Source organism: Mycobacterium sp. AZCC_0083 (assembly GCF_014202335.1).
Classification (GTDB): domain Bacteria; phylum Actinomycetota; class Actinomycetes; order Mycobacteriales; family Mycobacteriaceae; genus Mycobacterium.
This window is the reverse complement of the sequence record NZ_JACHGP010000010.1, coordinates 342,359-368,271: the sequence shown is the minus strand read 5'-3', so window position 1 is coordinate 368,271 and position 25,913 is coordinate 342,359. Positions and strand designations below refer to the sequence as shown.

At 64.8% G+C, this 25,913-nt stretch carries 22 protein-coding genes; 1 reads left to right on the top strand and 21 read right to left on the bottom strand.

Annotation, left to right across the window (positions count from 1 at the left end; all coding sequences use genetic code 11):
* Positions 1–215 precede the first annotated feature (215 nt).
* The 3 genes from HNP02_RS25945 to HNP02_RS25935 form a co-directional block, all read right to left on the bottom strand.
* Positions 216–875, bottom strand: a complete 660-nt coding sequence (locus tag HNP02_RS25945; RefSeq protein WP_184443467.1) for a hypothetical protein — start codon at positions 873–875, stop codon at positions 216–218.
* 203 nt (positions 876–1,078) lie between these two features.
* A complete protein-coding gene (locus tag HNP02_RS25940; RefSeq protein WP_184443465.1) occupies positions 1,079–1,816 on the bottom strand; it encodes a hypothetical protein in 738 nt (245 codons plus the stop codon).
* 18 nt (positions 1,817–1,834) lie between these two features.
* Positions 1,835–2,908, bottom strand: coding sequence for a hypothetical protein (locus HNP02_RS25935; RefSeq protein WP_184443463.1), 1,074 nt, complete (start codon positions 2,906–2,908; stop codon positions 1,835–1,837).
* A 154-nt stretch (positions 2,909–3,062) separates the two neighbouring features.
* Between HNP02_RS25935 and HNP02_RS25930 the strand changes: the two genes are divergently transcribed.
* The gene (locus tag HNP02_RS25930) at positions 3,063–4,022 is read left to right on the top strand and encodes an endonuclease/exonuclease/phosphatase family protein (protein WP_184443462.1); all 960 of its coding nucleotides are present in this window, start codon (positions 3,063–3,065) and stop codon (positions 4,020–4,022) included.
* 19 nt (positions 4,023–4,041) lie between these two features.
* On the opposite strand, the gene HNP02_RS25925 is transcribed toward HNP02_RS25930, so the two are convergent.
* The 18 genes from HNP02_RS25925 to HNP02_RS25840 all read right to left on the bottom strand — a co-directional run bounded on the left by HNP02_RS25925 (position 4,042) and on the right by HNP02_RS25840 (position 25,597).
* Complete coding sequence (locus tag HNP02_RS25925) at positions 4,042–4,806, bottom strand: glycoside hydrolase family 16 protein (protein WP_184443460.1); 765 nt, start codon at positions 4,804–4,806, stop codon at positions 4,042–4,044.
* 13 nt (positions 4,807–4,819) lie between these two features.
* Positions 4,820–5,377 (bottom strand): hypothetical protein, encoded by a 558-nt coding sequence (locus tag HNP02_RS25920; RefSeq protein ID WP_255506909.1) that lies wholly within the window; start codon positions 5,375–5,377, stop codon positions 4,820–4,822.
* 160 nt (positions 5,378–5,537) lie between these two features.
* Entirely contained in the window at positions 5,538–7,055 is a 1,518-nt protein-coding gene (locus HNP02_RS43570; RefSeq protein ID WP_184443458.1) for a hypothetical protein, read from the bottom strand.
* A gap of 628 nt (positions 7,056–7,683) precedes the next feature.
* On the bottom strand, positions 7,684–9,018 hold the full coding sequence (locus tag HNP02_RS25910) for a xylan 1,4-beta-xylosidase (RefSeq protein ID WP_184443456.1): 1,335 nt from the start codon (positions 9,016–9,018) through the stop codon (positions 7,684–7,686).
* A 299-nt stretch (positions 9,019–9,317) separates the two neighbouring features.
* Positions 9,318–10,166 carry a hypothetical protein gene (locus HNP02_RS25905; protein WP_255506908.1) on the bottom strand — a complete coding sequence of 283 codons (849 nt, stop codon included), beginning with the start codon at positions 10,164–10,166 and terminating at the stop codon, positions 9,318–9,320.
* Positions 10,167–10,297: 131 nt separating this feature from the next.
* A complete protein-coding gene (locus HNP02_RS25900) occupies positions 10,298–11,770 on the bottom strand; it encodes a KamA family radical SAM protein (RefSeq protein WP_184443452.1) in 1,473 nt (490 codons plus the stop codon).
* On the bottom strand, positions 11,767–13,155 hold the full coding sequence (locus HNP02_RS25895; protein ID WP_221317977.1) for an FAD-dependent oxidoreductase: 1,389 nt from the start codon (positions 13,153–13,155) through the stop codon (positions 11,767–11,769). The genes HNP02_RS25900 and HNP02_RS25895 overlap by 4 nt, the downstream gene beginning before the upstream one ends.
* The gene (locus tag HNP02_RS25890; RefSeq protein ID WP_184443450.1) at positions 13,152–13,373 is read right to left on the bottom strand and encodes an acyl carrier protein; all 222 of its coding nucleotides are present in this window, start codon (positions 13,371–13,373) and stop codon (positions 13,152–13,154) included. The genes HNP02_RS25895 and HNP02_RS25890 overlap by 4 nt, the downstream gene beginning before the upstream one ends.
* Positions 13,370–14,947 carry an AMP-binding protein gene (locus HNP02_RS25885; protein ID WP_184443448.1) on the bottom strand — a complete coding sequence of 526 codons (1,578 nt, stop codon included), beginning with the start codon at positions 14,945–14,947 and terminating at the stop codon, positions 13,370–13,372. The genes HNP02_RS25890 and HNP02_RS25885 overlap by 4 nt, the downstream gene beginning before the upstream one ends.
* Before the next feature lie 59 nt (positions 14,948–15,006).
* On the bottom strand, positions 15,007–16,995 hold the full coding sequence (locus HNP02_RS25880) for a hypothetical protein (RefSeq protein ID WP_309241691.1): 1,989 nt from the start codon (positions 16,993–16,995) through the stop codon (positions 15,007–15,009).
* 125 nt (positions 16,996–17,120) lie between these two features.
* On the bottom strand, positions 17,121–18,449 hold the full coding sequence (locus HNP02_RS25875; protein WP_255506906.1) for a lipopolysaccharide biosynthesis protein: 1,329 nt from the start codon (positions 18,447–18,449) through the stop codon (positions 17,121–17,123).
* A gap of 70 nt (positions 18,450–18,519) precedes the next feature.
* Positions 18,520–19,293, bottom strand: coding sequence for a polysaccharide deacetylase family protein (locus tag HNP02_RS25870; RefSeq protein ID WP_255506905.1), 774 nt, complete (start codon positions 19,291–19,293; stop codon positions 18,520–18,522).
* Positions 19,294–19,313: 20 nt separating this feature from the next.
* The gene (locus HNP02_RS25865; protein ID WP_184443440.1) at positions 19,314–20,282 is read right to left on the bottom strand and encodes a glycosyltransferase family 2 protein; all 969 of its coding nucleotides are present in this window, start codon (positions 20,280–20,282) and stop codon (positions 19,314–19,316) included.
* A gap of 70 nt (positions 20,283–20,352) precedes the next feature.
* Entirely contained in the window at positions 20,353–20,739 is a 387-nt protein-coding gene (locus HNP02_RS25860) for a hypothetical protein (RefSeq protein ID WP_184443439.1), read from the bottom strand.
* Positions 20,740–20,748: 9 nt separating this feature from the next.
* A complete protein-coding gene (locus HNP02_RS25855; RefSeq protein WP_184443437.1) occupies positions 20,749–21,735 on the bottom strand; it encodes an NAD-dependent epimerase/dehydratase family protein in 987 nt (328 codons plus the stop codon).
* 58 nt (positions 21,736–21,793) lie between these two features.
* Positions 21,794–22,663 carry a glycosyltransferase family 2 protein gene (locus HNP02_RS25850; protein ID WP_255506901.1) on the bottom strand — a complete coding sequence of 290 codons (870 nt, stop codon included), beginning with the start codon at positions 22,661–22,663 and terminating at the stop codon, positions 21,794–21,796.
* Between the two features lie 87 nt (positions 22,664–22,750).
* A complete protein-coding gene (gene glmS / locus HNP02_RS25845) occupies positions 22,751–24,538 on the bottom strand; it encodes a glutamine--fructose-6-phosphate transaminase (isomerizing) (protein WP_184443435.1) in 1,788 nt (595 codons plus the stop codon).
* A 429-nt stretch (positions 24,539–24,967) separates the two neighbouring features.
* Entirely contained in the window at positions 24,968–25,597 is a 630-nt protein-coding gene (locus HNP02_RS25840) for a response regulator transcription factor (protein WP_309241690.1), read from the bottom strand.
* Between the last annotated feature and the right edge of the window lie 316 nt (positions 25,598–25,913).

Below are 25,913 nucleotides of genomic sequence, written 5' to 3'. Positions count from 1 at the left end.
TCCGCCACCACAGCACCTACGACGAACACACCGCCTGGGCACACCGCCAACCCGCCAAAGCCGCTTGACACCTTACGAACCTGGGATGTCTAACCCTGGAACCACGTCGTCCACGATACGAACCGCTGGCGGAAATCATAAAAATGAAGAGTCCAACCCATCAGCCGAATCACCAACCATCCCGGCTCCCACCTACCTCACGACCATCGCCCCCATCATCGCCGACACAATTCTCCAACCGCCTTCGACACGCCTGTCGGGCAGAGAACAGTTGACTGGATGTTGCCGGGGCAGTTCACCACGGCGGCGCCGCGTGCGACGCCATCGAACGCGGCCTGCAATGCGGCCTTGTCCCGCACCAGCGTGTAGGTGGCCGACGGTGGGCCGTCGGTGTCGGCGTTCTGCGTGCAGTCGACCTGCGCCAGTACATCTTTCGGCGGCTCGACCTTTTTGCACGAATTCGACGGATAACCGGGTGGCAGGAGCCGCTGCAGCTTCGCCTGCGCTTCGGTGACGGCCGGCTTCTCGGTGGTCGTCGGCGTCGTCGACGCGGTGTTCGACGAATCCCCGGCTTCCGATGACGGCCAGAACAGCCAGGCCGCCAACCCAATGGCAAGCACACCGGCCACGCCGGCGACGATGGGGCCAAGACGGACGCCGTCGGACTTGACCGGCGTCGTGCGTGGATCAACCGTCAGGGGCGCCGTGAAGCGGCCCGCGAAGGTGTCCTGCTCGGGCGGCGGCGGGCGGTAGGCCTGCGGCCACGGCACGGGGCGGGTTTCCTCGAAGTCCGTGTCGTCGACGGGCGGCGGGTAGTAACTCTGTTCAACGGCAACGTCTTCGACGTGTGCGACGTCCTCGTCCGTCGGCATCACGACGTGCACCGGTCCCGTGTCCGCGTCGGGTCGGCATCGGTACCGGCTCCGTAGAAGCCCTCATCCTCCAACGGCGGATGCGACTCCCACGGTGGCGGAGGCGAACTCATGCCCGCACCGCCGCATCTCTAGCGCTCACTACACAACCCCCATGCATCGCTAATGAGGGTAATAGGCGAGCGTGGCAGACGAGACGTGGCGCGTTACAACCTGCGCCTGATGTCGTCGTCGCCGTGCCTCGGCGGCTCGGGCGGTGCTACCGGCGCGGGACCCGCATTGGGCTCGCGCACACCAGGTCCCGCAGCACTCTTGGGGGGCTGTTCGGCGTGCGAAGGCTGCTGTGTGGGGTCGTCGTGGTGCTCGGGCTTCGGTGCGGGTTCCTGGCGGGGCCCGTCACCCTCTTTGGACTGTGGTTGCGGAGCACCGGCCGGTCCTCCCTGGCCACCGCCGCCCTGACCACCCGCGCCCTGGCCGGAGGCCGGCTGCGCGGGCGCCGGTTGCCCAGCCTGCGGCTGGTCGGGCTGGGCGCCCGGTTCTTGGCCGCCGCCCTGCCCACCGCTCTGAGCAGCCTTCATGACCTGCTCCATCAGCGACCCGAAGATGCCGCCGCCACCACCGGAACCGCCACCGGCCGATTCACCGGCCTTGGACGCCATCTCGCCGACCTTCCCGATCATGCTCGACAGCTGGCCGACCGCCTGGCCGCCCTGGTCGTCGGCATTGTCATACGCCGACTGGGCCGAGGTGACCTTGCCTGAGAACATCGTCTCCTTCGCCTGCAGGGCAGTCACATTGGCAGCGAGCGGTGCAGCCAACGTCGGCAGCACGGCGGCGATCGTCATGCTCATCGCGTCCTCGCCTGGCGCAATCGACGGCATCGGCGGCATCTCGACCGACGCGGGATTCCAGGAAATGTTCTCCGGCGTCTGTAGGCCACCCATCAGCGCATACCTCCCGACTCACCAGTCATCGTCAACCTCATCACCCAAGTCGTATTCGAGCGCAGGCGGCTGCGCCAGTGAAGTCGCGTGGCCTCCACCGCTCTCACCACGCTGGCCCATGCCGCCAGCCATACCGCCACCCATGCCTGCTCCAACCGGGGCGACCCCGCCGACGGCACCAGTGCCCGCGCCCGCAGGCCGCACCGCGACGTCCGAGGTCCCCACCAGATTCGACATCAGCGCAGTTTGAGCCGGCGAGCCACCCGCTCCTGGCAACGAGGCGGCCTTGACGAGGCCGCCTCCGCCGCCCGCGCCGGAGCCGCCTGCCAACGGGTGGTTGGAGAACGCAGGGAAGGGGCTCGCGCCACCCAGGCCCCCGCTCGAGCCGCCCTTGCCCCCGAACATCGAGGTGAGCTGCTGCAGCGGTTGTGATACCTGCTGCATCAGCTGCTGCGGAGCCTGCATCAGCTGCTGCGGGAGCTGCATGGCCATCTGGCCCATCTGCATCATCATCTGCATCATCTGCTCGGAACCCTTGCTGGCGGCCTGGCTGGCCTGCGCCGTGCCAGGAGGGGCGCCGGTGCTGGGCATGCTCGGCGGCACCCCGAGCCCGTTGGCCATCTCGGCCGCGCCTTCGGTGACGTAGGCGATGTTCTGCGAAAGGCCCATCTTGATGCGGCTCTGGATCAGCGCCTCGGCGTTGCCGACCAGCGCGGCCCCTGCCTCGATCGCCATGCACTCCTGCTGGACCTCTTCAGCCGTCGCGTTGACGAGCGCCTTCGTCTTGGCGACGCTGGCCTCCATGGTCTGCAGTTTGAGCGCGATGGCCGCCGCGTGGGCAGCGTTGGCCTCGTGACCTGCGATGATCGAAGTGGCTTCGCCAGACGCGGCCACCGAACCGACACCCGTCCACTGCGCCGCGAGCGCCTGCAGTTGGCTCTGCTGCAACGGCACGACGGAACCCGTCAGCTTCGTCGCGAACTGCGTGTATTCGGCCGCCGCCGAGGCGAGTTGCTCCTCCTCGACATTCGGCCAGCCAGGACCCATCACGGTCTGCGACCCATACGGACTAACGTCGCGCGGCAACCCCACGACCCCGCTCCCCTCACATCGCGGTCAGCTATCTGAAACGAGATTACCGCCGCCGCAGGTGGCCCGGGCACACTAACCGACGATGAGCCCAGAGGTGGGAGCGCCGGTTCCCAACAAGGCACTAAAACCGAACCAGCTATCTACGATTCAGTAGGTGCTCAAGACGGCAATCGGCCTCGTCGCGCTCGGCATTGCGTGTTGGGCCTTCGTGTCCCGGCATCTACCGGTCACCAACCACGTCGTGATGTTCACGGCGGCGCTTTCGCCGTACCTGATGCTCTGCGGACTCGTGGCTGTGGTCTTGCTGGTCCTGGCTGGGAGCTGGATTCTCGCTATGGTCGCCCTCGTGTTGACTGTTGCGACGCTAGCGGTCGAGGTTCCTCTGTACCTGCGTTCGGATGTCACACACACCGAGGGCGTCGTCGTTCGGGTGATTACGGCGAACCTCCGTAACGGGTTGGCCGATCCAGGCCATCTCGTGAGATCGGCTGAGGCACAGGCGGATGTTCTCGCATTCCAAGAGCTCACGCCCAGAGAAGTTGACCGCCTATCCGCAGCTGGGTTGGATGCGACATTCCAGTACCGGTGGCTCGATCCACGGGCGGGGGCTTCTGGAGTCGGCTTGTGGAGTCGGTTCCCGATGCACGACACGAGGCGGATCGACGGTTACAGCATGGCGTTCGTAAGCGCGCGAATACGGGTCGCGGGCACTTCAATCGATCCCAGTGTCCTTGTCGTGCACCTACCCGGTCCCTGGCCGCAGCCGATCGATGACTGGCGTCGTGACATGGGTCGTCTGCCGGTTACCTTGGATGAGGTCGCCGAGGGGGCGGGCGGCGGTGCTGTGGTCGTTGCGGGAGACCTCAACAGCACCATGGACATGCGCCCATTTCGCAGCCTGCTGCACAATGGCTACCGGGATGCAGCCGAGCAATCCGGGGCAGGTATCAAGCCCACCTTCCCGGCCGACTGGCGGCTACCGCCATTCATTGCCATCGATCACGTACTGACTCGCGGCTGCACCGCGACCTCGCTGCGCACGATCGAGATTCCCGGTTCGGATCATCGGGGCCTCGTCGCGACGGTGATGATTCCGTCGTCGGCATCAGCATGAATCCGGCGCTGGCCCATACTCAGGTTTCGACGAGTGGATACTGGCGTGCCCAATCGACGATCTGCTGACCACCCTGGCTGACGTCGCCGCCGAAATTGTCGAGCTGCATACACATCCTCATCAGACCGGTTGGGATGTGCGCCGCGTTGGTGGTGTCCCACCATTGCGCACCGTCGACGAACATCGCAATCCGCTGAGGACTCCACTCGACAGCCCAGCTGTGCCACTGCGTGGCGTCTATCCGGATATGGCCGGCTTCTTGCCGGTCGCCGTAGTGAACAAAGGCGTCGACGCTCTGCCGCGTGGGATCGGCAATTTCCATGAAGTCGACTTCGCCACCACCCCGCCGGTCCGGCCACAGCAGCTGCACGGAATGGTAGTTCGGTGACGCCGCAGGCGATTTCACGCACACTTCCCAGCGGCCGAACGTCTGACCTGGGCTCCACGACATTCCCTCGGAATTACCCCGGGAGTCGCCCGTGATCGTCAACACGCCGTCGTCGACGGAAACCGCACTGGGAGTCCGGCGGCCGTTTCCGGCGTGTCCCGGACCGTCGTAAAGGTTCCAACCGGCAAGCGACGATGGGTCGTCGAAATCGTCGGATTTGTTCGGCGCGCCCCATTGGTAGGCGGCGGCGGCAGTCGCCGGGCAGTTGTCGGGAGCGGCCTGCGCTGGCGCCTGGTGGCAGATCACTCCGGTAGCGACGCACAGCACCGTGCCCAACGACGCAAGGACCGTGCGGGGGCGGGTGATGTGCGTGGTCGCGGCTGGGCTTACTGCCATCACGCACCAGTACCTACCTGCACACGAGTGCTATGTGGTCGCTGGCGGCTTGCGCTTGTCCCAGCAGTGCAGCCACAGCAGGATCAGTATTGGGCACACCGACGAGTTGGTTCATCCCGATGTCCTGGAAGTTGTTCGCGAGCGCACGAACCGCGTCCGCCAACTCAGGTGGGGTGGCCGGGTCCAGGCGCGAAAGCAGATAGTCGCCGCCCCCGAGTGTCGCCAAACGGGCGTTGGCCGCCACCGCTTCCATCGCGGTCGGATCACGCCCCAGGTCGGTATTGGTTTGCTTTGACACCGCCTTGCGCACGATGTCGAATGCGCCGCACACACGCCCCTTGGCGGCATCGGACTGCTGGGCATTGACGGCAGGCTCAGCCATCGTGACGGAAGGTTCGGCCGGTGCCTGCGCGAGCATCCAGGTGGCCACACCAAGGGCGATCACCGCGATCACCAGGGCAGCCGTTGAGACCCGATGCGATTGAGTTGGCGGGGCCGGCCGGATTGCATTCAATGTATTCATATCGTGAACCGCTTCCACATCTGGCGTCGAATCCTGCGTTGCCCGCATTCAGATCACCTTTCCGAGAAGGTCGAATTTCGTTGTGCGAGAGGTAATATCCGCCCATCGCGGGGTGACTGTGCCGCCACATAGGGCGGGTACGGGCGTCGACTGTTTCGTTGTCGGCGCCCGTACCCGCCTGTGTCATTGCCGATGGGCGTCGTCGGGTCTACGGGCTGCCGTTGTCGCCGGAGGCGCCGGACGATCCGCCTGCGCCACCTGCGCCGCCAGCACCCCCGGTGCCGCCGGTGTTGGTACCACCGCCGGTAGCGTCACCGCCAGTTCCGCCTGCGCCGCCGTTGCCGCCGAGGCCACCGTTAGCGCCCGTGCCACCGGCGCCACCTTGGGATGGGCCACTGGTGGAATTGCTGTTGCCGCCGTCGCCGCCAGCGCCGCCGCTACCGATGAATGTTCCGGTGCCGTGGCCACCGGCACCGCCGGTCGCGGTGGTTCCTGTGCCCTCAGAGCTCCCGGCGCCGCCGACACCACCACTGCCGCCGGTGCCATTGCTTGCCCCACCGCCGGACCCACCGGCACCGCCGGTGGCGTTCCCATTCTGGGAGAACGCGAAGCCGCCTTCGCCCCCGGTTCCGCCGTTGCCGCCCAACAGGCCGCCACTACCACCCGTCCCACCGGCGACGCCGGTGACGTCGGCGGAACCTTGATCGTCGGCAGGCAGGCTGTTGTAACTGTCGCCGCCCCTACCGCCAGCACCACCTGAGCCGACGAGCACTGCGCTGCCACCGTTGCCGGGAGTGCCGCCAGTACCACTGCCACCGTTGGCGCTCGCGTATCCGGCCATGCCGCCGTCGCCGCCGGTACCGACGACTGTTTGACCGCCCGCCCCACCGTTGCCACCGGTAGCGGTTCCCCCGAGGTCGTGGGCCTCGGCGAACCCGCCGACACCGCCGTCACCGGCGTCGCCGATCACTGCTCCACCGCCGGCCCCGGCGGCGCCGCCGGTGGCGTTCCCCGTGAGGGAAATCGCGTCGCCACCCTGGCCGCCGCTCCCGCCGTTGCCGCCGAGGAGGCCACCCCTTCCGCCGTTACCGGCGGCGGCGCCAGTGGCGTCAAGCGGATCTACCGAGAGCACTGACTGGAGGTCACTGCCGCCGTTGCCACCATTCCCACCTGTGCCGAACAGACCGGCGTTGCCGCCGCTTCCGCCGGCGGTAGCCGCGGAGACCAATGCTCCCGTCGTCTCGTCGTATACCGCAGCGACGCCGTTCCCACCGGCACCGCCGTTGCCGAACAGCAGACCGGCATTGCCGCCGCTCCCACCGAGAGCGCCGGCGCCACCGTTGCCCCACAGCAACCCGCCGTTACCGCCGTTGCAGGGAGCGGTGCACGTGGCGGGATCTGCATCGAGGCCGTCGCCGATCAGCCAGCCACCCGGACCGATGAGCGGTGGCAGTTGCGAGGGGCTGATAGCCGCGGCCAGCGCGGTGGGCGTCGGCGAGCCGGCGCCCCCGAACAGGCCGCAACCCGGAAGCGGACCGCAATCAAGATCCGGCGGGCTCAGCGCGTAACCGGTCGACGCCAGCTGCACTTCCGCAGTGATCGGCGCCGGTGTGCCAGGGGGAGCTGCCAGCAGGACGCCGATCCCGACCATCGCTGCTCCCGTGAAACCTGTGGTGACGTATTGGCGGGCCGACATCCGCGGCGCACGCACGTAGTGCTTGGACAAGGTAGGAACCTCCTCGGAGTGATGCCTGTCGGCACCCGGCAGGCATGGCGCTTTGCTGACTCAGACCTCACGAATACCTGGCGCCGCTCCCGAGCGACGGTCTGCAGTTAGCCGAACACCACTTCACTATCGGTGCCTGCAAGCCACCCGTATATGAGCCATCAGAGCGAACTTCAGACAAATCTCGGACTAGTCCCTGCGATCGCCCCACGCCGTCGAATGACGTTGGGCGAGTGCGGCTGCTGGCGCGCGAGTGCTGATACCGTGCTCCGTCCAAGCACTGTGCAGGTGGTTTCCGTCCGGATGAATCGAGATACCCAGCTCCGTTGGGACATCCGGACTCGAAAGGCCCATTTCCGCCATCGGCAAGAACTAGTTCCCACGCGCCGCAGGAACTAGTTCCTTCGCCGCCGATCGCCGCGCTGAGAGCTAGTGCCGACAACCGTCGCCGCGGGATGTTCACCTACACGTCAAGCCATCCGTACCGATGTTGAAGCTAATCTTGCGGCGGCGGACGCTTCAGTTGCTGACGCCCCGTCGCCGCTATTTGGCCGCAAAAGCGACCGCATCCCATGCCTCCGACCGGAATCCACTGCAGTGGAGCTATTTTCATGATCTCCTGGCGCACCTACGGCTGCACCGTAATCCACCGCGTCTCGTAGCCCGACCACTCGATCGGCCGACCCTCGACGGTGGCACTGATCGTCCTATTGGTGGTGTTGACGATCACGAGAGTCCGCTCGGACGCAAGCGCGAGCAGCCCATCCGCAATTCGCACCTTCTGCCGGTCGACGCCCGGCGGGAACACGCGGACGAAGCGCTGGAGGAAGTCAGTGAGGAAGGGCAGCGGCCGGCCTCCACCGGCCATCCGGGTGTCGGTCCACAGACAGGTCGCACAATCCGCGCCGTCCGGACGCGGGCTCCAGTACAGAACCGTGTCTGCTCCGGTACTCGCGAGCTCGATCATCGCGGCGACGCGCAACGCAACCTGGTGCTCCGGCGACCAGTCGGCACTCGTCGGCTCCACGTACCACTCGGCCCACCAGATGGGCAGATTGACCTGCTTTCGGAGCCACGCGTCGACCGCGGCGAACTTCTCCAACGCGGCGAACTCGTCCGAGGCGCCGTCACCAGTGGTGGCGTGTCCGTCGACCGCGACGAAGTCGGCGCCCTTGCGGTGCCGCTCCCAATAGACGAAGGCGTCGAGGACTCGTTGGTCCACCGCTCCCCAAGAGCCGCGCAGATCGGGCGCGCTGTGGGAGGCATCGTGGGGTTCGGCGAAGTCGAGGTAGGGCCCACCGACCCGATTTGCCCCACTCACAGCCTTCAACGCGTCGTAGACGGCGTTGTAGAGGTCGACGTATTCCTTTGCATCCCACCGATTGAGCTCGTTGTCGAAGAACCCCTTGAACTCGTTCCAGACGAGGAAATGGCGAACGTAGGGATAGCGCCCGGCGACTGCGGCACTCAGCGCGGCGAAATCCGCGTAGTGTTCGGGCAGCGGCGCATCTTCCAAGCGGTTCCAGTCGGTCTCCCCCGCCGCGCCGCCCTTCATCCAGTCTGGGGCGCAGCACAAGACGATCACTGGAACGCCGCCGCTGCGGCGAATGAAGTCCATCCGACGGTCGAGGCTGCGGAAGTCGTACAGGCCGGGCGAGGGCTCGGGGTTGTCCACCCCCCAACCCATGATCGCCTGGGCCTGCACCATCGGCACCGACTTGATCGCCCCCTCGGCCGTGGCAACAGCTGCGGGCTCTCCCTGGTCGGCGCTGAACTGTGTGTGAGTGAACCCCCAGCCGGGCCAGTCGGCATCGCCGTGGCCGTCGGAAGCGGGAGGCACAGGGGATCGAACGCAAATCGCCAGAGCCAACGCCGTCACGGCCACCACGATGGCCGCCCCTACGGTGACCCACCGGCGGTTCGCCTTTCGGGCGTCCTGCCTTAGCCGGATATGGCGCGCCATGGCCCCGCATTCCCACGGCCTACCGCTGGCCGGCGCCGACGACAGTAGGGGGTCATCGCGAATCCATGCCCGCTCTATACGTGCTCGGAGTTCGAAAAGGGCTCTTGCGGGATTGCCGATCGGAGCTTAAGGAAAAGCGCAATGTTGATGGCCACGAGAATCAGAAACACGGCTATCACCGCAGCGATGAGCATTACTATCGCGCCTACCACCATCGCCATCATGTTGATCGAATTCCTTTCTCGCCGTGCAACTTTCGCTTGGTCGTATGCTCCTCGGGTTGAATGTGCGCTGCACGGCTACCAAGGCACACACACGAGCTCGCTGTAGAGGTAGTCGATCTGCCGGGGTTCCAGGCTGGCACTGCGGTACATCTTGGGCCAGTTGTTCAGCTTGAACGACAGACGTGGCTCGTGCTCGATGATCCGTAGCTCGGCCAGGGTTGCCACTAGCCCATGACGAACCAACAGATGGCGGGTCAACGGGATCAAGGCACGATGGAACAAGTCAGGATTGCTGACGTGAAGGATGATGGCGAACACCGGCGCACCCTTGTACCGAAACTTCCGGTACATGACATAGCAGGACTCCTGGCCACGGATTAGCACCAGGTGATGCGCTGCGAGCGCTCGTGCGTGGTCGCGGTAGAGCTCTAGCTCCGGCTCGGCGAGCGTCCTTTCGATGACGTCCGGTTTGGCACTGATCCTCGTTCGGCCCGGCAGAGTAGGCCACGGCAGGTTGGGAACGAGCGCCGCAGACGTGTCCAGCAAACGGAACCTGAGCCAGGCGAGGATCTCCTGCGGTCCCTCGTCGGGCGACAGGACTGTGAAGTGGTAGCCCTCCTGCGCCAGCAACGCCTTGACCAGCAAGATGCTCCGGGACCGGTAGCTGGGCAGCACGCACCACGATCCCATGTTGCAGAACCGCTCCACCCGCCCTGCCATCAGCCGCTCGGAGTAGAGAGCCAATAGTGTGCCGACGACACGCTGCCCGTCCCGGAGCATGAATCCGTGATTGGGTGCATCCACGGTCCATGGCACCGCCGAGCATGATGCAGCCCACGGAACTCGGTCATTGTGGTTGGCGTTCAGGAAGTCCGCTACCGCAGCCACGTCTACGTCCGTGATCGGTGCCAGTTCGACGGTCATCTCGCGCATCTTTCTGGGTCGCCATACGTAGCTTCCATTTCCCCGCTCGTCCCCTTTCTAAGGCTTGCCGTTCCTGGCATGCCCCGTGTTAGGCGGGTAATTCCCGTTGCGCAGAAATCGGCGACTTCTGGTCAAGATCCGCCGTCGTCCGAGGCGGGCACGACCGAGTCGTAATCCACCGAAAGTGCTGTGCCACATGGGCGACTGCAATTCTCCCGCCACCATGCCTGCCCGAACGCCGGCAGACTGTCGATCGGGTCGTAGAACGGGTAGACGCGGTTCAAGGCATCGACATCCGTTAGATCCAAGCCGGTGCGGTAATTCTTCGTCCAGTATGAGATGCCGAGGTTCCGGTCGTATTGCACGACTTGATGAACCCACCGCTTACCGACATAGGGAACGTCGCAAACGATCCGCGGCGTCGCGAAGCCGGGCAGATAACCCATGATCGCCAACTGCAACTGTTGCGCTTCCCACAGTGAGGTCCGCCAGTGTTCGGCGTGCGGGATCATGTCGCACATGTAGAAGTAGTACGGCAAAATGTTTGCTTCGCCCTGCAGCGCGAAGCAGAGGTCGAGCAGGTCGTCGGCGGTGGCGTTCACCCCGCGCATCAACACCCCCTGGTTGCGAACGTCTCGCAGCCCAGCGTCAATCAGTGCCCGCGTCGCCGCCGCGACCAGTGGAGTCACCGACTGCACGTGGTTGATGTGGGTGTGCAGTGCCAGGTTGACGCCGCGGGCAGCGGCGATGTGTGCCAAGCGATTGACTCCGTCAATGACCTTCACTTGCAACCAGTGTTGCGGCAGCGCGGCCAGCGCCTTCGTCGCCAAGCGGATATCGCGGATGGTGTCAATCTCGAGCAACTGCATGACGAACGATTCCAGCCGCGGCCAGGGAACGTTGGCCACATCCCCGCCGGACACCACGACATCACGCACCGTCGGTGTGACGCGCAGGTAGTCCAGCATTCGGTCCTGCCGGTCGGCCGGCTGCAGGGTCAGCCTGTTCTTGCTGATCGTTGGTGTGGAATTGCCGATCAGATCCATCCGCGTGCAGTGCCCGCAATATTGTGGGCAGGTCGAGAGCATTTCGGCGAGGACCTTGGTCGGGTATCGATGGGTCAGCCCCTCCACCACCCACATGTCGCTCTCGTGCAACGAGTCTCGCTCGGCGAAAGGATGTGAGCCCCATTCCGGCTCGCGATCGCTGAGCAGTGGCAGCATGTAACGCCGGATCGGATCGGCATAGAAGGCCTCGGTGTATGTTCGGCGTTCCAGCGCGCAGTTGGGCGCCATGGTGTTCAGCATCTGCGGCGGCAGCAGCATCGACATGGTGGCGCGCTGCTGCTGATCGGCTGCCAGGTCGATGTAGAACCGCTCGTCGAGCAGGTCCCCTGTCACCGCGCGCAGCTGCGCTATGTTCTTGACGGAGTGCGCTCGCTGCCATTGCGCGTCCCGCCATTCGGACTCCGTGACCGTCGCCCATCCCGGGTAACGACGCCAATCCGGTTCGGACAACTCCTTGCGCACATAGGTGTACGGCTGATCGATTGCGGCGGTGAAGCCGGTACTTGCCGATTCGGTGAACTCCGTGAGTAATGTCATTGCGCCATAACCTTTCCCGTAACGGTCGCCGGTTCAGCGCCGTGGATCAATTCGGTCGCGACGCGTTTGCCCGACCTGATCGCACCCTCCATCAGCCCGAAGAACTCCAAGCTGGTTTCGGTGCCTGCCCAGTGGACTCGCCCATGAGGTTCGGTCAGTGTCGGCCCGAGCCGCAACCAGTCGCCTGGGCCGAACAGGGCGGCATAACATCCCCTGCTGTACGTCTCCGCAGGCCAGTCGGTCACCGAGCATTGCGTCGGCGGCGGCAACTGCGGAAAGAGCCGCCCGGTGTGGGCGAGTGCCGCTTCCCGCTGCTCGTCCGACGACAGCGCGCTGAAGGCCGATGCCGCTGCGCCGGTGACGAATCCCGTTAGTATGCCGGCAGATTCATCTGGCGGAGAATCATCGACCGTAGACAGCAGCGGTCCGTGCGCGCTCACCGACCACCCGGACAAGCCCTGCTCACGCCAGATCGGAGCCGGATAACTCAGATGTACTTTGACCGCGCAACCGCGGCCGGTGGCCGCCGTCGCCCGCGGCGCGGCCAATGCGGGCCGGAACTCGATCCGCTGCGCCAACAGCGGCGGTATGGCGACGACGACCTGGTCGGCCCGGTACTCGGAACGTCTGCCATCGACGGACGAAACGCAATGCACCACGACCTCGTCGGCGTCCTGATCGATCGCAGAAACGGGATGGCCCAACCGCACTCGCTCGCCGAGCCGATCAGCAAGCGCCTCGCATAGCAGATGCGCGCCACCATCGATCCGCCACTGCTGAGCCCCGCCCTCGAAGGCGTTGAGGTAGCGGATCCCTCCGCCAGAACGCAGATAGAAGGCCATGTGCAGAACAGAGATTGCCGCCGGATCGGCCGCCATCATTTCACCGATGAACAGCGGGAAGAAGGTCCGCGCGTCCGGATGTTCGACCTCGTCGGCAAGCCACTGCGCGGCCGTCAGCTGGTCGAGATACTCCGCGCGCGGGCTCTCCCACGGCGCGTCCGGCCGCACCTGCGCGACCAGTTCTTCGAGCCGATCGAACAGATCGCCGAGTGCGACCGCGGCCAGCGGGGGGACCCGGGTCGCAGTCGTCGTCCGCTCATCCGATACCAGGAATGTGCTATCCCCCTCCATCACCGTGGAGGCCAGGCCGAGTCCGTGCTCCCGCGCCATTGCGAGCAGCTCGGTATGCCGCACCCCCAGGTAGGCAGCACCCCCATCGGCGACGACACTGGCGGACACCGGGATACCGTGCATCCGGCCGCCTACCCGCTCACGTGCCTCGAGCACTGTGACCTCCGCGCCCACCGCCGCCAACTCGACAGCGGCGGTCAGCCCGGCCAGACCGGCACCGACGACGACGACGCGCATGCCTCCCCGGTTCATGGCGCTACCGCGGCAATTCTGGCGAACAATCCGTCCGGCGTGGGATCGTCGAGGAAGTCCTCGAACAACAACTCCGTCCCGAAATCCCGTGCAATCGCACTGAGCACCCGGGTGGCTAGCAGCGAATCACCGCCCAGTTCGAAGAAGTCGGAGCTCGCATCCACCTCAGGGGTGTTGAGAACCATACGGAAGATGTGGACGATGTGGTCGGGGTTCATTGACCTGCTCCTTTGCCTTGGTAATCCGTTGCAGCACGCTGTGTTGCTGCACGATCGACTTTGCCGCTCGCGGTATAGGCCAGCGCGACAACGAATTTCACTCGGCTGGGCACGAATTGACTGGGTAGTCGTTCGCGTAGGTAACGTTTCAACTCAGCCGGAGTGGTCGTCGACCCAGCCGGAACGACGTACGCCGTCAACGACGTGCGCTCGAGTAGCCGTTCGCCGACGACGACGGCACCCGCAACCGCGGGATGGGTGTTCAGCTGTGCCTCCACCTCGGCCGGATGTACTCGTACGCCAAGGACTTTCACCTGTTCGTCAGCGCGGCCGCGTGAATACAGCAGACCGTGTTCACCGCGGGTGACCAGATCGCCCGTGTGGAACCACCGGGTGGGTCCCGATCCGTAGTCGGCCATCGGGAATCCGGTAGAGGTAATTTCCGGCAGCCCAAGGTATTCGGTGGCCAGGGAGGGGCCCGACACCAGCAGTTCGCCCTCATCGGTGACGTGATCGCGCACATGGGGAAGCGGGCGCCCGAGAGGCGCCTCGGCATCGTCGGCCGTGACTTCTGGTTCGCTACCAGGGCCGCTCAACTGCACAGCATGGGTGATCATCGTCGTCTCGGTACACCCGTAGGTGTTGAGCAACCCGATGTGCCCGACGTCGAGATCGCGCCACTGCCGCAATCGGGTGGGATCAACCCGCTCACCACCGATCACCACCAACCGGACGCTGTACGGCAGTGCAGCTTGCCCCTCGTGCAGGTAGAGCACCAGTTCGTGCCAGAACGCCGTTGGCAGGTCGAGCACGGTGATCTCCCGTTGCGCCAGCATGCGGACAAAGCGCGGGAACGAGCCGGATTGGGCCTCGTCGTCGAAAACCAAAGTCGCGCCGCCGGTTAGCGTGGGCAGTATCTCTTCCAAGCAGGTGTCCCAGCCGAGCGAGGCGAATTGGAGCACGCGGTCCTCGCGGGTGAGTGCGAAGAGGTCGCGAAGTGCGCGCACCGTGACGGTTAGGGCTCGCCGCGAGACCACCACCGGCTTCGGCACCCCAGTCGAACCGGAGGTGCACAGCACGTACGCCGGATCACTGCCCTGCCATGGAGGCTGCGGCAGTTCGGTATCCGCGGGTGCTGGGTGATCGTCGAGCCGCTCGATCCGCAGATTTGCTTGTTCGTGCGGGTCGGCGGCTAACGCAAACAAGCGGTCCAGGCCGAGCACCGCGGCGATCGCCTGCTTGCGGGTGACCGGAAGAGCGGCGTCGATCGGGCAGTAGGTGGCGCGGGCTTGCAGTATCCCAAGCAGGTGCTCGACCACAGCGGGTGTGTGCGAGACCAACGCTCCGATCAGACCGGATGGTCCATTGGCGCCGAATCGGCCTGCCCGGTAGCGCAACGCGGTGAGTCGAACTCGCTCTGCGAGGTCTCGATAGCTGATGGCGGTCCCGTTGTGCACGATGGCAGGATGGTGAGGCCGATCTCCGGCCGCGGTGGCGAAGTCCGTAATCACATCGCCGACGACATCGACGTCGGGAGAGGCGACGCCGGTATCGGGAAAGATGGTGTGAGACATGGCTTCCTAGTGGTTTTGTAGGGATTGGTCACCGGTTCGAAACCGGATCTTGAAGTTCCTCATGACGTCAGCAACAGGAAACGCTCGACGACGACGAGCACGAACCCGACCAGGAACGGCGCCGCGGCGTACACGAGTGGGCGGAGCCGCCTGTGGTCGTCAGGTGCAAGGCGAATTCGCCACACCTCACGCACGCTCAGAATGCCCAACAGCATGACCAGAAAGCCCGCACCAACCGTGGTCCAGGGCGTACGCCACACCTGCAATCCGGTGGACGTAGGCGGGTAACGGTTGGCTACCGCGCCGGGGGGCCAGTCGAGGGCATAGATGGTCGCGTCCGGGTTGTCGACAACCACCCGAAGCCCGGGGGCAGCGGCTAGCGCGTGGCGGAATCGCCCGCTCCAATCCCTGGGGTAGCCCTGGCCGAATACGATGTATGCCTCCTGACTTCGCGTGGTGATCAGGTATCCGCCAGTCCCCTGCTCTCTCAGGGTCTGCACCACCCCGGTCACGTCGGTCGGATCGATCGGTGCCATCGTGTTCATCCAGTGGACCCGTTCCACGTCGCGGTAACCGAGCGGCATGAAGGGGGTGGAGTTGAGCTCGGGCACAGCGGTGACGTAAAGGAACTTCACGGGGCCAGACGTATGCTCGTAGACCGTCTCCACCGCGCTGACCGCCCCCTCGGGGATCCGTTCGAATGCCTCGTTGCCGTAACGAGTGACTAAGAAGGAGAACAACAGAACCAGAGCGCCTACGGTGGCGACGCATCGCGCGAGCATCGAGGGGCGTGATGCCGGGTGGGGGAACAAGGCCAATGCAGCGAGCACGGACGCGGGCGCAAGTGCGAACAAGTAGACGCGCAAGGCCATCTCGCCGCCGTAGCTCTGCATGAGCGCCAGGCCGATCGGGGCGGCGGTCAGCACCAGCAGGACGCGGTCCTCGATCCCTCGCCGCCTACGGCGGAGCAACCCCCAGCCCGCGATCAGGAAGACCATCACAGTCGCGAACATCCGGGCGTGAACGACGAGCAGGTGTTCGGCGTTGCCAAGGCTGGCTCGGTTCCCCACCGCCCCACCGATATCCCCGACGCCGCTGGCCACGTCACTGAGGTTGGCCCCCCAATAGGCCTGGGTCATGAAGCTGATCCACGCCAGAAGGATCACGACGAGCATCACGGGGAGCCCGGTGAGCGCGCACCGACGGGCGACGACGAGCCCAGCAGCGCTCATCAGCATCGCGAACGGGGTTAGCTGGTGGCAGACAGTGGCCGTGGCGAACAGGCCCACCACCACCGCAAACACGACAACACGTTCCGCCGGCGCAGCCTTCCTTGGCGGCAGCTCGCCCCGTGATGCATTGCCCCAGAGCCACCACCACAGCTTGCTTCCCCAGCGGTAGGGCCTTGGCATGTCCCCGGGCGGTGTGAGGGGCGGGCGGAACCACATGACGACGAAGGCCACGAAGAACAGGTAGAACAGCAATGACAAGCCCTGGGGCGAAAAATAGTCCTGCCCAATCCAGTTGAGGAGGCAAAAGAACAACGCCGCCAACCACCTTGCCTGCCAAACCATCCGAATGGTGGTCATCAGCAACCCGAGTGCAACCAGGTACAGCAGATTCAGCACCACCGGCGTCACGGTAAGGATGGTGTGCAGCGCCTCGAGCTTGCCCGAACCGGCCCAGAACGCGGCGAGCGCGAAGAATCCGGGCCAGGACCATCGGGTGTCGAGGTCCGGCGCCGTGGTCCCAGTGCGATCGATGAACTCGACGAAACCGGCATGGACCCACGTGATCGCGAAGCGCGGCTCGGACTCGAGCAGCGCCGTGATGCCATGAAGCATCAGGACGAGTAGCACCAGTTGCACGGAGAGCAACCACACGCAGCGCCGCGGCAGTGAAAGCGACCCCATGAAGCCGACGGTGAGAAGTGCAAGCCCGACCAACGTCGACACCGGCAGAACTGAGATCAGCCCAAGCCCGGTCATGCCGCCAAGATCGACGCTATGCAACTTGTCGAGGTACAACGCGACTGCCCCTACGGTCACGACGCACAGAATCGCCACACGGACGCCCTGGACGTGACTCGGTCGAAGACTCCCGGGCTGCGCTCCCTCCTCGGTGAGCCGAGGAGGGAGCACCGCCGGGATGAGCTGGCGCTCATCGGCATACATCAGAGGAGACATTCCGTCTCCTCGTGCACCGTGACCGGCGGGGCAAGTCGCCGGTGCCACCCGAGAAGCCTTCCAAGGCCTGGAAGCACAACGACCATCACGACGAGCTGGCCGAGCAGTACCGCCGCTCCCACTGCGGTCAGCCTCGGGTCACCGAAGTTTCCGAACAACGGGTGATAATGCTGAAAGACGACCACCAGTCCCAATACGGCAACTGCCCGAAGGGATTGCACCCACATGATCCGCATGCGCTTGGTCCGCGCCCGTAGCGTCCCGACATAGATGTCCACCACCGCGCTGGGCAAGCTTGCGAAGGCCAACAGCTGAAGCAGCGGCACGGCGTCGAGGTATCCGTCACCGAGCAGCCCCATGGTGTACGGAGCCGCAAGGCCGATCCCCACGACTCCGAAGGACAGCAGTACCAAGGTTCGAGTGAGCGCAGAGCGGCAATAGCCGGCCAAACGCGAAGGGTCATGCACACCCTCCACTGCCATGGACACCGACATGTTGACGGCCACCAGATTCATCATCGTCGCGATGGCCCAGGCCAGGAAGAAGTACGCGTAGGTGTGCGGCGCGACGTGTATTGCCACCAGCACCGGGACGAGAAACATTGTGCCGTAGAGCACTAGCGCGCCCAGATAGTCCGCGGCAAAGAACCGGCCGACCTGTGCGACCGTCAGCCCGACCTCGTGCGTCGACGTGCGTACATGCTGCGGCAGCAGCCGACGGAAGATCAACAGGTTCACCGGAAACATGACGATGATCATGGGAATGATCCAAGAGAAGAACAGTCCGGACCGGGGCATGGATTGAGCCAGCACCACCAGAAGGATGATCTTGGCGACAGAGAACGCGGCGTTCCAGACAGGCACCCAAACCGCGCCCCTCAGTCCTGTCAATACGCTGTCCTGCAACGTGATTACGCTCGCGGCAACCGCAGCTGCGACGAACCACATTTGCGTCTGCCCGTCGCGCAGGAGGTCGTATGCCGGACCTCCCACCATGTGGAGGGTGAAGAGCAAGGCCACGGCAAGGACGGCGATTACGGCGGACGTGACGAGATAGGTGAACGCGACGACGGCGACCGTATGCTTTCCGGTCTTGGGGATGAAGCGGTTCAGTGTGCCCGCGAAGTTGACCGACACCAGGCCGGTCAACAGCATCAACGCCGAGATGGCGGCCGATCCGCGACCGACGTCGGAATCGTCGTAGTAGCGCGCCGCGAGAATCCAGTACACCAGACCCAGAACCCCCGAGATCCCGGTATTGAGTACGAGGGCATAGGCGTTCCGCAAGAAGGGCGGGCCGGTGAATCGACTTCTCATCCGGCGATGGCGAACTGAATAGGGAACCAGTGCGGAGTTCTCGTCGGCCGCTTGGGTCGCGCTCACACTCTCAAGCATTGCCCAGGACCCGCTTTCGGGCCCGTCGAGCGCTGCGAACAGACGCCCAACCTGCCGTCAGCAGACGATCCCGCCGGAAGACTCGCTTGTCGCCGCCGGTCATGGCCGAGGCGAAGGCGATCGCGTTGGTGCTACGGCGGATCGTGAGCCGCGGGAGCATGAAGATGTCGTCGAATGAGGTCGCTCGGACATTCCTCACCGCCGCTGCGCAGCGATAACGAGCGTCGCGAGCAGCGAGGCGTACCCGCGGAGTGGAATAGCCGAAGGGATAGGCAAGGGCTCGAACCGGGGCACCGATGCAATCTTCGAGCAGTACCCGGCCGACGCGGAGTTCCTCCCACAGCGCGGCGTCAGCGAGCTGGTCGAGCTCGGGATGGCTGTGGCTGTGGGCCCCGATTTCGATGCCCGCCTGCGCAACGTCGCGAACCTGCGCCCACGTCATCATCTCGTCCAGCGGCGTACCGGCGGCATCCGGACCGGCGTCGGCGATCCAGCCGCTCGTGACGAATACCGTTGCCGGGCAATCGTAGCGCTGAAGAATCGGCAAGGCGGCATATGCGAAGTCCGCATAACCGTCGTCGAACGTGAGCACGACCGGCCGCTTCGGCAAGGCCTTGCCGGTCTCGAAGGCATCGGCCAGGTCCGAGAAGGTCATCCCGGTGAAGCCGTGCTCCGCCAAGAAGGCGACCTGCTCCTCGAATGAATCGGGAGAAACGGACAGGCGTCTCGATGCGGCCGACGGATGCTCCGCGACGGCGTGGTACATGAGGATCGGAACCGACTCGGTCATTCCGACCCGTTCATCGCGTGTCGCCGGCGCAGAGGCACACCACCGCGTGCGTAACCTGCTGCCGCGGTGAGTAGCCCCACGGCGATGGCGCCGGAGCGCTCGATCCCGGTCCGATCCCCACGCAGCGCCTCACCGAGCCCCCGCACGACACCGCGAGTGAGGGTGTGCGTGGTGTACTTCCGTTCGGCCGAGAGCCCGTCCGCAACGCCCACGCTGCGGGTCACTTCCGCCTTCGACAGTCCCTCGGCGAAGCACCGAGAACGGAAGTAGGCGAACCGCTCTCGTTCGGCGCCTACGCGGTGCCAGATCACTGCCCGTGGTTCGAAGACGTATGTCCAGTCGGGACGGTGCTGGCTCACCCGGATGCAGAACTCGGTCTCCTCGCAGCCAAGGGGGCGACGCTGCGCCGACGTCCTGCCAATGTGGCTCGGGAAACCCCCCGCGACGGAGAAGACCTCGCGACGAAATGATGCGTTGCCGCCCAGAAGGTTTCGGACCGGTCCCGGTTCCCTGCCAGTGAACGTACATCCCAGGACCCAGTCGAACTCCTCTGGGAACCACCGCGGACGCTCGGTTTCCCACCGAGGCAGCGTGGTGCCGCCTACACCGATGATGCTGTCATCGGTGTAGGCGTCGCGAAAATGTCTCAGCCAGTCGGGGTGGGCCACGGCATCGTCGTCCAGGAAGGCCACCACGTCGCTGGAGGTCACTTCGACGCCGGTGTCCTTGCCGCCGGATAGCCCGCGCCGATGCCGGTTCTCGACGACGGTCACGTCCGGAAGTGCGGTGCGCAGCCTGCTGAACAGATCTGCGTTGTGGTCGACGACGACGACGATTTCGTCTGGTGCTGTCGTTTGGCTCCGAACCGACGCTACCGCGGCAAGAGTGTCATCCCACCGATCGCACGTGTAGGCACAGATCACCACGCACGCGGTGGGTTTGCGCCTGATGGTCATTCCCGTCATCTAGCACCTCTCTTGGTCGTTCGGCGGATGGGCACGCTCGGCATTCGCCGCTAGCGGTGGAGCCAGGTCCTCACGAGCCAGTCCCCGTGGTTGGCACCAGCCACAGGAGGGCTGCGATGAGACCAACGGCGATGACACCCGCAGTGCGCGACCAGGCGCTGGCCGATAGCATCGACTGCGCGACAAGGGCGTTGATGACGACGGCGCCGGCAGCCGCGACGATCACGGCGACGACGGTGTTGACGCTGGGCAGCAGCCCGGTGATCGCAATCGCAGGCGCCAAGAACACGAAGGCCACGACCAACGTGCGGGCGAAGGGTGCGGAGGATTGGGCGTCGTTCAGTGCAATCCCGGCTGCGCCGATCGCCGTCACGGCCGCGGCGCCCACACGGCCAACGTAGGGCGATGACCGTCGTGGCGGCTGCGGCACTCCGAGGGGCACCTCTTTGATCGACATGACAACCCCTCAGGCTCCGACGATTACGGCAAAGTCAGGGTCGAGAACGGTGCGAAGCCAATGGACCGTGCGTTCGATTCCCTCGACGATGTCGACGGCGGGTTTCCACCCGATAGCCTCTTCCGCCTTTCTCGCATCCAAGGCGATGGCGTGCAACTCACCTGTGCGGGCGGCGGCGTATCGGGGCGGCGCCGACTCGTCGAGCACCGAAGAAATCATCCGGTGTACTTCTGCGACGGTCGTCTGTCGACCGGTGCCGATGTTGTAGGTTCCGGTGACTGATAGCGGAGCCTCGCCGGCGCGCACGAACGCATCCACGACGTCGTCGACGTAAACGTAGTCGCGGGCGGCGGTGCCGTCACCGTACACAGTCACGGGACGGCCGGCGATGAGCGCGCTGCCGAAAACCGCTATCACACCGGCTTCCCCATGCGGATTCTGACGTGGACCGTAGACGTTGGCCAGTGCCAGGCAGATCGGTGCCAAACCGTACATTCCTGCGTAGGCGCTCAGGTACAACTCCCCAGCGAGCTTCGCCACCGCATACGGCGAGAGCGGACCGAGCGGAGCGCTTTCGTCCACCGGCAGACGGGTCGGCGTTCCGTAGCGAGAACCGCCCGAAGCGGCGTAGACGATCCTCTTGACGCCCGCTCGCCGGGTGGCTTCACAGAGATTGATCGTGCCTAGCACATTGCTACGTGCGTCGAATTGCGGATCGGACACCGAAGCTCTGAGATCCACCTGCGCGGCGAGATGGAAGATGGCGTCCGGGTTGGCACCCGCGACGATGCCGGTCAGTTCAGGCGCTTGAATATCGACCTGCACCAAGGTGAAACGGCCCGTGCTCATACCCTTGCCGCTAAGGGCTGCCTCAAGGTTGGCCACATTGCCCGTGCTGACATTGTCGACCCCGATCACCTGATGACCGTCGGTCAGGAGACGGTGGACCAAGGTGGACCCAATGAATCCGGCCGCGCCCGTGACGAGTGCTCGCATCTCCGTCAATCTCCTAGTCGACGATGGCGCTTTGAGTGCGGACTCTTCATGTGCCCGTTCATCGGGAAGATTGGCGGGGTTGTCCGAGTTGCTGTGAGCCACTGCTATGCGACAGTGTCTGCGCGAGGTATCCGGACAGTCCGGAGCGGTGGCCGCGTAGGACGGTGCGCAGCACCCGAATACCGTCGCGGATTGCATGGAGGTTTGACTTGCCCGACCTCCGCGGCATTTCCAGACTCGGCACCTCGGCGATCCGAAGACCGGCCTGCATCGCATGAACGGTCATTTCCGCCTCGATCTCGAACCCCGTCGCCGAGAGTGCAAGGTGCTCGAGATATCGACGGTGAAACGCGCAGAAGCCGTAACACAGGTCGGTGAGGTCGGCGTCGTAGAGGGAATTGAACACCCCGAGCAGGAATCGGTTGCCGAGCCGTCGGAACGGGGTGATGTCCAACGACCCACCCCCACCGATGAATCGCGATCCCTTGACGAAGTCGTACCCGTTGGCCAAGAAATGCACGTAGTGGCGGATTTCCTGGGGCGACATGCTGCCGTCCGCATCCATCATCACGATGAAGTCGCCGGTGGCGGCCCGGAATCCTGTTCGTAGCGCGCTGCCCTTGCCGACGCCGTCCTGGGGAACCACCCTGATGTCGGGCCGGTAGCTGCACGCGGTGATCAGTGTCGCGTCGGTCGAGTCTCCGTCGACGAGGATGATCTCGTCCACGTCGTCGGCGATCTGCTCGAGCACCCAGGCTATGTTGCGGGCCTCGTTTCTGACTGGGATCACCAGGCTGACAGTCGATGCCGGCACGTGGAGCCCGCCGAAGGTACGCCGCCGGTGCTCGATGGGGTCGTGAACCGCCGCTGTCGGTAGTTGCGTTGGGACGCTCATGATTTCGACGTCATTGGTCTGTATATCGGTCATTTCTCGGCTCCACTCTGTTCGGACGTTGCAATGTCGTTGGGGGGTCCAGGCAGATATCTGCCGCTAGGCTGGTGGCGGTTCACTCGGCTATTCCACCGTCACTGATTTGGCGAGGTTACGGGGTTTGTCGACGTCACATCCCAAGGCCAGGGCCAGATTTCGGGCCAGGATCTGCAGCGGGATGACGGTCTCGATCGGGCCCCACGGTGCGGCGAGGTCGCTCACGACGGGAACTGTGCCACCGGGTGATCCGATGCTGATGATGCGCCCGCCTCGAGCCCTGACCTCGGCGACGTTGTGGGCTAGTCTCGGGTCCGCGCTCGCTATGGCTACAACGGGAACTCCGTCGCAGACCAGCGCAAGTGGTCCGTGCTTGAGCTCACCTGCCGGGTAGTGCTCGGCCCATCGGTAGCTGAGTTCCTTGAGTTTCAGCGCGCCCTCGGCAGCATAGGGAAGCGCCGTCCCCCTGGCGATGAAGATGAAGCCACTGGCGTCGATCAACTCGTCGGCAATCGGGGGGACCACACACTTGGCCACGGTGCCGGCCGCCGCCAGACGATCCGGCAGCCGTCGGAGGTCGTCGACGAGCCTGGTGGCGGCGGTGACCGAGAGCCGGTCAGTGGCGACGAGCGCCGAAACCATAACCGCGACACCGGCAACGATCTGACATACGAAGGTCTTGGTGGCTGCCACTCCGATTTCCGGGCCTGCTGCACACGTCATGACGGCGTCCGCACGGCGCGCAAGCGTGGAGAAAGGGTTGTTGGTGAGGGCCAGCACCGGCGGCTGGGAAGTCTCCTGCAGATCGATGGCATTCAGCAGGTCGGCCGTTTCACCCGATTGGCTGATGGCGAGGCGCAATGTGCGGGGCTCGACGATCTCCTCGGCGGCTTCGCTGGCAACCGTGAGCACCACCGGTAACCCGCCGAGGCGTCGCACCACGTTGCGAATCACGCTGCCCGCGTTCAGGGAAGTGCCACAACCGATTACCTGTACACGGTCGAACGGCGCCAATCCGAGATCGGTCCAGAGTGACCCGTCTGCGACGCGATCGCCGAACTCGTCGAGCACCCGCGTTACGGCCTCGGGCTGTTCGTCGATCTCCTTGGCCATGTAATCGGCGTGGCCGTTCAAGTCCGCGTGACTCGTACGCCAGATGTACCTACCCATCACCGGCGCCACGGCACCAATTCCATGATCGTGCCAGCCGTTGGCGCCCGTGAGCTCGACGACTTCACCGTCATCGAGCACCCGGAATTCATCCACCCAGTCGGCGACCGCGGCGATGTCACTTGCCGCGAAGTCGCCATGGCTCGTGTGTGCGACGAGTAGTGGAGAGCGTTGAGCGGCGACTACGACCCGACCGGTTCGTTCCTCCAAGACCGCGAGCGCCCAGGAGCCTTCGAGCGGAGTGAGGGCGGCCTGTACTGCGCCCAATAGGTCTCCATAGATGTCCAATTGATCTTCGATCAGGTGGCATATGACTTCGCTGTCGACGGTTGTGGCGAAGCGATGGCCCGACGTCGTCAGTGCGTGTCGTAGTCTGTCGGCGTTCTCGATGATTCCGTTGTGGACGAGACTGATCCGGCCGGTGCAGTCGCTGTGCGGGTGTGCGTTGGTCTCGGTAGCCGGCCCGTGCGTTGCCCACCGCGTGTGACCAATGCCAACGCCATCGAGTGCTGGTCCGGTCCGGTCGCGCAGCAACCGATCGAGTGCGCCGACCCGTCCGACCGTGCGGAACCGCGCTACCTCGCCGCTGGTCGTTTGCACGGCGACCCCGACTGAGTCGTAACCGCGGTACTCGAGTCGGCCGAGTGCGGTAAGGAGGTAGTCGATCGCGGGCGCGTGCGTCCGGCACGCGATGATGCCGCACATCACCCTGCCTCCTGATCCGTGCCGGCCGCGGAGAATCCGGTGTGGAGTGGCGCCGACGACGCGCGTGCGGATGGCTGCGGGTTCGGCGCCTCGCAATTCGCGATGTCGCGTGGGCAACTCTCATCCAGAGCGGATTGACGAAATGGTGAGGGACAGTGTGAGGAATCGGTGCTTGGAGATTCTGAGAAGTGGAGCAACCGTGCAATGCGCAATCTCGGCGTCGTCACCGACCGAGTCGATGCGAACGTCGCCGAACCGGGTGACGCGCCTTGCGTCGAACCGAGCGAGACCGATCCGTTCGCCAGCGATCGCCTACCACCGTCTGGAGCTAACCCGAGGAACACCACTTCACTATCGGTGCCCGCAATGGCTCCGTACATGGACCATCAGAGCGAATTTTGACTAGCCCAGTGCCTAGTTCGCACGTGTTCACCCTTGGTGTAGCCGGATGGTCCGGGAGACTGCCGCTGCCTCGGCGCGTGTGCTCACCCCGAGCTTGGTCAGCAGGCTGTGCACGTGATTCTTGACCGTGTGTATTGCGATGGAGAGTTGCGTCGCAATGTCCTGATTCGACTGACCCAGTTCCAGCATCCTCAAGATCTGGACCTCGCGCGTCGTGAGAGCTAGTTCCTTCGCCGCCGGTTGCCGCTGCGAAGCAAGGGCCGACAAGCGGCGGAGCAAAATTGCTGACACTCGTGGCGAGCAACATGTACCCCCGGCAGCAACGTTTCGTATCAATACAAGCAAGTCTTCGAGCGAGTCGGTGCGCATGTGATAGCCGGCCACACCCGCCTCGGCGCACGCGACGATCTCCGATTCGTTGTCCTCGGACGCACCCAGGACGATCACTCGCAAGCTCGGACAGATGTCCATCGCCGCCTGGAGCAACAAGGCACTGCCACGGGTCTCGATGTTTAGAAGGACGACGCTCGGCTCGATTCCTTCAAGCGCCGTGACCAAAGAGGGCAAATCCCACGCGACGCATGGAGCGGCCATTCCGTTCAGGGCGAAAATGGCGGCCAGATTTTCGCGATAGAGCGTGCAGTCGTCGATGATCAAGATCCGTTCGTCCCGTCCTGGATCTTGCATATGTCGGCTCTCCTGCGCTATCTCCGAGCTACCCGAACAGGTCGGCGGCGTGTCCCAGCCCCCGTGTTCCGCGTGAGCTCGGATGCGATCCCGAATCGGGCCCGCTTTGCTGACCGTTACAGGCCTGCTGCATGTGGACGGACTCCGACAGAGCGGTACCTGAACGCGGTGCTCGCTCACCCGCCGGAGCGGGCGGAACCCGCGGGGCACCGGCAGCGGCACTGTCTGCTGGCCGGACAACGCGCGCTAGGAGCGTCCACTCGGTAAAAGGTCCGTTCAGCATTTG

Excerpts from the sequence above, each read along its gene's own strand:
- HNP02_RS25940 (WP_184443465.1), bottom strand. The coding sequence starts at position 1,816 with ATGGGTGGCCTACAGACGCCGGAGAACATTTCCTGGAATCCCGCGTCG.
- HNP02_RS25925 (WP_184443460.1), bottom strand. The coding sequence starts at position 4,806 with ATGGCAGTAAGCCCAGCCGCGACCACGCACATCACCCGCCCCCGCACG.
- HNP02_RS25920 (WP_255506909.1), bottom strand. The coding sequence starts at position 5,377 with ATGCGGGCAACGCAGGATTCGACGCCAGATGTGGAAGCGGTTCACGAT.
- HNP02_RS25910 (WP_184443456.1), bottom strand. The coding sequence starts at position 9,018 with ATGGCGCGCCATATCCGGCTAAGGCAGGACGCCCGAAAGGCGAACCGC.
- HNP02_RS25905 (WP_255506908.1), bottom strand. The coding sequence starts at position 10,166 with ATGACCGTCGAACTGGCACCGATCACGGACGTAGACGTGGCTGCGGTA.
- HNP02_RS25900 (WP_184443452.1), bottom strand. The coding sequence starts at position 11,770 with ATGACATTACTCACGGAGTTCACCGAATCGGCAAGTACCGGCTTCACC.
- HNP02_RS25895 (WP_221317977.1), bottom strand. The coding sequence starts at position 13,155 with ATGAACCGGGGAGGCATGCGCGTCGTCGTCGTCGGTGCCGGTCTGGCC.
- HNP02_RS25890 (WP_184443450.1), bottom strand. The coding sequence starts at position 13,373 with ATGAACCCCGACCACATCGTCCACATCTTCCGTATGGTTCTCAACACC.
- HNP02_RS25885 (WP_184443448.1), bottom strand. The coding sequence starts at position 14,947 with ATGTCTCACACCATCTTTCCCGATACCGGCGTCGCCTCTCCCGACGTC.
- HNP02_RS25875 (WP_255506906.1), bottom strand. The coding sequence starts at position 18,449 with ATGAGAAGTCGATTCACCGGCCCGCCCTTCTTGCGGAACGCCTATGCC.
- HNP02_RS25870 (WP_255506905.1), bottom strand. The coding sequence starts at position 19,293 with ATGTACCACGCCGTCGCGGAGCATCCGTCGGCCGCATCGAGACGCCTG.
- HNP02_RS25865 (WP_184443440.1), bottom strand. The coding sequence starts at position 20,282 with ATGACGGGAATGACCATCAGGCGCAAACCCACCGCGTGCGTGGTGATC.
- HNP02_RS25860 (WP_184443439.1), bottom strand. The coding sequence starts at position 20,739 with ATGTCGATCAAAGAGGTGCCCCTCGGAGTGCCGCAGCCGCCACGACGG.
- HNP02_RS25855 (WP_184443437.1), bottom strand. The coding sequence starts at position 21,735 with ATGCGAGCACTCGTCACGGGCGCGGCCGGATTCATTGGGTCCACCTTG.
- HNP02_RS25850 (WP_255506901.1), bottom strand. The coding sequence starts at position 22,663 with ATGACCGATATACAGACCAATGACGTCGAAATCATGAGCGTCCCAACG.
- glmS (WP_184443435.1), bottom strand. The coding sequence starts at position 24,538 with ATGTGCGGCATCATCGCGTGCCGGACGCACGCGCCCGCGATCGACTAC.